This window comes from Bradyrhizobium sp. 23 (assembly GCF_023073295.1).
Taxonomy (GTDB): Bacteria; Pseudomonadota; Alphaproteobacteria; order Rhizobiales; family Xanthobacteraceae; genus Bradyrhizobium; species Bradyrhizobium canariense_D.
In genome coordinates this window covers 144563-149944 of sequence record NZ_JADPJF010000088.1, presented here as the reverse complement: position 1 = coordinate 149944, position 5382 = coordinate 144563, and the positions used below count along the sequence as shown (strand labels likewise).

Below are 5382 nucleotides of genomic sequence, written 5' to 3'. Positions count from 1 at the left end.
CTCACCCGTCTCGCCGCTATCGCGGCGATCCACCCTCTCCCGCAAGGGGAGAGGGGAAGAACATCACTTTGCGCCCCGCCCGCCAATCGGATAGAACGCGGCCCGAGTATCCCGCCAGCGAGATCCGCCTCATGACCGAAATCTCCCCGCTCGACCAGGCCCGCATCCTGTCCGAAGCGCTGCCGCACATGCAGCAGTATGACGAGGAAACCATCGTCATCAAGTATGGCGGCCATGCCATGGGGGACGAGGAGACCGCGAAGAATTTTGCCCGCGACATCGTGCTGCTCGAGCAGACCGCGATCAATCCGGTGGTGGTGCATGGCGGCGGCCCGCAGATCGCGACCATGCTCAAGCGCCTCGGCATCGTCTCGGAATTCGCAGCCGGCCTGCGCATCACCGATGCCGCCACCATCGAGATCGTCGAGATGGTGCTCGCCGGCTCCGTCAACAAGCAGATCGTCGGCTACATCAACGAGGCCGGCGGCAAGGCCGTGGGGCTCTCTGGCAAGGACGCCAATATGGTGAAGGCGTCCAAGACGACGCGCACCATCATGGATCCGGACTCGCACATCGAGAAGGCGGTCGATCTCGGCTTCGTCGGCGATCCCGAGAAAGTCGATCTCACGCTGCTCAACCAGCTGATCGGCTACGAGCTGATCCCCGTGCTCGCGCCGCTCGCGACCTCGAAAGAGGGGCAGACGCTGAACGTCAACGCCGACACTTTCGCAGGTGCCGTGGCCGGCGCGCTGAAGGCAAAGCGGCTGCTGCTGCTCACCGACGTGCCGGGCGTGCTCGACAAGTCCAAGAAGCTGATCCCGCAGCTCTCGGTCAAGGACGCGCGAAAGCTGATCGCGGACGGCACCATATCGGGCGGCATGATCCCGAAGGTCGAGACCTGCATCTACGCGCTCGAACAGGGCGTGGAGGGCGTCGTCATCATCGACGGCAAGATGCAGCACGCGGTGCTGCTCGAGCTCTTCACCAATACCGGCACGGGCACGCTGATCCACAAGTGAGAGAAGAGCGGACAGGAACAGTGCTGGGAGAGCGGCGGCCTCGCCGCTCCGTCCTGACGCGCTTCCTGATGACGCTCCCTGCCGCAGCCATCTCGTTCGTGTTCTCCTCCGCACCGGCCTTCGCCGACCTGAAAATCTGCAACCGCATGTCCTATGTCGTCGAGGCCGCGATCGGCATCGACGACAAGGCGGCGACCGCGACGCGCGGCTGGTTCAGGATCGACCCCGCCACCTGCCGCGTGGTGGTGCAGGGCACGCTCTCCGCCGACCGCATCCTGCTCAACGCCCGCGCGCTCGGCGTCTACGGCGCATCCCCGATCCCGCAGAACGGCAGCGACACGCTGTGCGTCGCGCAGGACAATTTCGTCATCGCGGCAGCGCGGCAGTGCCGCAGCGGCCAGACCCAAGCCGCCTTCACCCAGATCACCCCGACCCAAGGCGCGGACGGCAATTTCGTCGCCTATCTCGCCGAGGACTCCGAGTATGACGACGAGCAGGCCCGCCTCGCCGGCATCCAGCGGCTTTTGGTGATCGCAGGTTACGACGCCGCGCCGATCGACGGCGTCGACGGGCCGAAGACGCAAGGCGCGCTGGCCGCTTTCCTGAAGAGCCGCGGATTGTCGTCCGACATCCTGTCGTCGCCGAACTTCTTCAAGACCATGGTCGATGCCGTGCAGACGCCGTCTGCGACAGGCCTCACCTGGTGCAACGACACCGCGCACAAGGTGATGGCGGCGGTCGCCACCGACGACGGCAAATCGGTGACGAGCCGTGGCTGGTATCGCATCGACCCCAAGACCTGCCTGCACCCTGATGTGAGCGGCCAGCCGAAGCAGATATTCAGCTTCGCGGAAGCCATCGACGCCGATAACCGAATCGTCAAGCTGAAGGACAAGCCGCTGAACTGGGGCGGCGACAAGCAGCTTTGCACGCGCGAGACCAAGTTCGAGACCAACGAGCAGACCGACTGCGGCGCGCGCGGTTTCGCGGCCACGGGCTTTAGCGCGGTGGACATGTCGAGCGGCGGCAAGACGCTGCGGTTTGCAATGCCGTGACGGGTGCTGTTGTGATGGTACCGGTGCCACGCACGCCGCTGTCGTCCTGGCGAAAGCCAGGACCCATTACCCCAGGATTGGATTTGGCGAAGAACGACGACCGCAGTGTCCCAATGATCGGTCACGGCGTATGGGTCCTGGCTTTCGCCAGGACGACGATTGAGGGTGGGGCGCCGCCGCGGTCAACGGATAGAGAGTGAAAATGACCTCCTCCCGCGCCTTTGCCCATATCGACACCTGGGTGTTCGACCTCGACAACACGCTCTATCCGCACCACGTCAATCTGTGGCAGCAGGTCGATGCGCGGATCACCGAGTTCGTTTGCAACTGGCTCAATCTGACACCGGTGGAAGCGCGCAAGATCCAGAAGGATTATTACCAGCGCTTCGGCACCACCATGCGTGGCATGATGACCCTGCATGGTGTACGCGCCGACGACTATCTCGCCTATGTCCACAAGATCGACCATTCCCCGCTGGAGCCGAACCCGGCCCTGGGCGAGGCCATTGCAAAACTGCCGGGACGAAAGCTGATCCTGACCAACGGCTCGGTCGATCATGTCGATGCGGTGCTGGCGCGACTCGGCTTTGCCACGCATTTCGACGGCGTGTTCGACATCATCGCCGCCGAATTCGAGCCGAAGCCGGCGCCACAGACCTACCGGAAGTTTCTCGCCGACCATTCGGTCGATCCGACCCGCGCAGCGATGTTCGAGGACCTCGCCCGCAACCTCACCGTTCCGCACGAGCTCGGCATGACCACGATACTCGTGGTGTCGGACGGCACCAAGCAAGTGGTGCGTGAAGATTGGGAACTGGCGGGCCGTGATGCGGCCCATGTCGACCACGTCACCGACGATCTGACTGGGTTTCTGCAGTCGCTCGCGATCGGCTGACCCCCGCAGCAACGCAGGAGCGACCGTGCCTCAGAAGCCGACAGACTTGGCTGCGATCGAATGGGAAGACCTGCGCTACTTCCTGCACCTGGCTCGCGAAAAAAGCCTCTCGGGTGCCGCACGAAAGCTGGGCACCACGCAACCGACAATGAGCCGGCGCCTCGAACTGTTCGAAAGCAAGCTCGGTGCGATCCTGTTCGACCGCCTTCCGTCCGGCCTTCGGCTCTCCGACACCGGACGGCAGATTCTCGATTATGCCGAGAGGATGGAGGACGCAGCACTGGCGGCGCAGCGGATCGCAGTCGGCAGCAGCGCTGGACTGACCGGAACGGTGCGCGTGACCTCGCCCGAATGGCTCGGGGCACGGATCCTCTCGCCTTTGCTGGCGAAGTTCTGCGCGGCGCATCCGACCGTCACCGTCGAGCTGGTTACTGACGCCGAGGCCCTGAGCCTCACGTGGCGGGAGATAGATGTCGCCCTACGCTTCGGGCGCTTCCAGCAGGACGGACTGATGCAGCGGAAGATCGGCAGCATTCCGTTCCAGCTTTATGCTGCTGCTGCCTATCTCAAGGCAAAGGGACCGCCCGATTTTTCGGACGGTGGCGCCGACGCTGCGCTCATTACAATGAACGCGGCGCTCGCCGAAAGCGTTGCGGAGACGAAGTGGCTGCGTCGCTATTTGCCGCAGGCACATGTTGGATTCTGCAGCAATAGCCGCGATGGTCAGGCCGCTGCGGCCGCCGCCGGCGCGGGGCTGGTTTGCTTGCCGACTCGGCTGGCCTCGGCCTATCCCGCGCTTCGTTCGATCAAGACGCCGGCGCCCGTCCCGAGCCGCGAGCTGTGGCTGGGATTTCATCGCGACACCGGCAAGGTCCGGCGGGTTCGCGCCGTGGTGGACTTCATCGCGGGAGAATTCCGTCAATTCGCCTGACGCTTCGGCAAGCTGTATAGCGGCCATACGCCCATAGCTGATGGCTCCCGCGAGACCGCACGTCTATCTCTCGAGCTCGGCAACAACCCGCCGTTCGAGGAGAGAGACAATGATGATGGATTGGAGCGCCTATCGGAGCGACTTGCTGGCGCGGATCGGCGACATTGGTGCCCTAAGCCCGGCGACGCTGAAGGGCTATCGCGAACTTGGCGCGGCTGGCCCCCAGACAGGAAAGCTGGACGGAAAGACGCGCGAGTTGATCGCGCTGGCGGCGGCCGTGACCGCCCGCTGCGACGGGTGTATTGCGGTTCACGCCGCCGCCGCCGCACGTTTCGGCGCGAGCCGTGAGGAGCTCGCCGAGGCCCTCGGCGTGGCGATTGCGATCGGTGCGGGGGCGTCGTTGGTCTACTCGGCACGGACGCTCGAAGCGTTCGATGCGAGCCGGGCACCGAAGCCGGGCGAAGGCTGATCCGATGACGCAAACACCGCAACCTGTGGCCTTCTCCGGATGCGGTTCGGCCGCAAGCTCGTTTCAACGGTCGGTCACCTCTTCGTTGACCGTCGAAGAGGTGGTCACCCGCTTGAAGCAGGGAATCATTGCGGCAGACCTCTGGATCCTGCACGAGATCGACCCGCAAATGCTGCTCAGTCGTGGCGGCTTCGCCATCGGCCCCGCGCGTCAGGTCCTGTTTTTCCACCCACGCCTGATGTCGCGGCTGCTGACCGCCGATAGCGCGGCGCTGCTCGAGGCCCCCCTGAAGTTCGCCGTGATCGGCTTTCCAGACGGTCAAGCCGAACTGCGATGGCTTGATCCGGCTATGGCCTTCGCGCGCTACCGTTCACCGGCATTGACCGAACTCGGAAATGAGCTCGCCGGCCTCTGCGAGGGTATCGTGAACGGCATCGATCTCGCGGGCACATCAAAATAGCCGCCGGCCATGTCCCGGGCGCGTCCGAACGCGCCGGGACATGGCCGACTGCGTTCTTGACTCTCTCGCTCCAAGTCCCGAAAAAGCGATCCAAATTCCCCGCAAATGCTGCTCAAGGATCGCCAAATGTCCCTGTCCGTCCTCGAATCCACCATCAACGGCGCCTTCGAGGCGCGCGACGGCGTCTCGACCTCGACCAGGGGCGAGGTCCGCGAGGCCGTGGATCACGCGCTGGAGATTCTGGACAAGGGTGAGGCCCGCGTTGCCGAGCGCGGGGCCGACGGCAAGTGGAAGGTCAATCAATGGCTGAAGAAGGCGGTGCTGCTCTCGTTCCGCCTCAACGACATGGGCGCCATTTCCGGCGGCCCCGGCAAGGCGGCCTGGTGGGACAAGGTGCCCTCGAAGTTCGACGGCTGGGGCGAGAACCGCTTTCGGGATGCCGGTTTCCGTGCCGTCCCCGGCTCCATCGTGCGCCGCTCCGCCTTCATCGCCCGCAACGTCGTGCTGATGCCGTCCTTCGTCAATCTCGGCGCCTACGTCGATGAATCCACCA

Annotated in this window: 6 protein-coding genes and 1 pseudogene; all 7 read left to right on the top strand. The window is 64.5% G+C overall.

Annotated features, from left to right (window positions below; translation table 11 throughout):
- The first annotated feature begins 131 nt into the window (after positions 1-131).
- Positions 132-1019 carry an acetylglutamate kinase gene (gene argB / locus IVB32_RS21660; RefSeq protein ID WP_007597683.1) on the top strand — a complete coding sequence of 296 codons (888 nt, stop codon included), beginning with the start codon at positions 132-134 and terminating at the stop codon, positions 1017-1019.
- Between the two features lie 68 nt (positions 1020-1087).
- Positions 1088-2074: a DUF1036 domain-containing protein gene (locus tag IVB32_RS21655; protein WP_018453032.1), complete on the top strand. Its 987-nt coding sequence runs from the start codon at positions 1088-1090 to the stop codon at positions 2072-2074.
- A 202-nt stretch (positions 2075-2276) separates the two neighbouring features.
- The gene (locus IVB32_RS21650) at positions 2277-2969 is read left to right on the top strand and encodes a pyrimidine 5'-nucleotidase (RefSeq protein WP_018453031.1); all 693 of its coding nucleotides are present in this window, start codon (positions 2277-2279) and stop codon (positions 2967-2969) included.
- Positions 2970-2994: 25 nt separating this feature from the next.
- Positions 2995-3900 carry a LysR family transcriptional regulator gene (locus IVB32_RS21645; protein WP_018453030.1) on the top strand — a complete coding sequence of 302 codons (906 nt, stop codon included), beginning with the start codon at positions 2995-2997 and terminating at the stop codon, positions 3898-3900.
- 109 nt (positions 3901-4009) lie between these two features.
- Complete coding sequence (locus IVB32_RS21640) at positions 4010-4369, top strand: carboxymuconolactone decarboxylase family protein (protein WP_018453029.1); 360 nt, start codon at positions 4010-4012, stop codon at positions 4367-4369.
- A gap of 4 nt (positions 4370-4373) precedes the next feature.
- Positions 4374-4829 (top strand): DUF302 domain-containing protein, encoded by a 456-nt coding sequence (locus IVB32_RS21635; protein WP_231189775.1) that lies wholly within the window; start codon positions 4374-4376, stop codon positions 4827-4829.
- Between the two features lie 126 nt (positions 4830-4955).
- Positions 4956-5382 (top strand): annotated as a pseudogene (locus IVB32_RS21630) (2,3,4,5-tetrahydropyridine-2,6-dicarboxylate N-succinyltransferase); the annotation flags it as partial.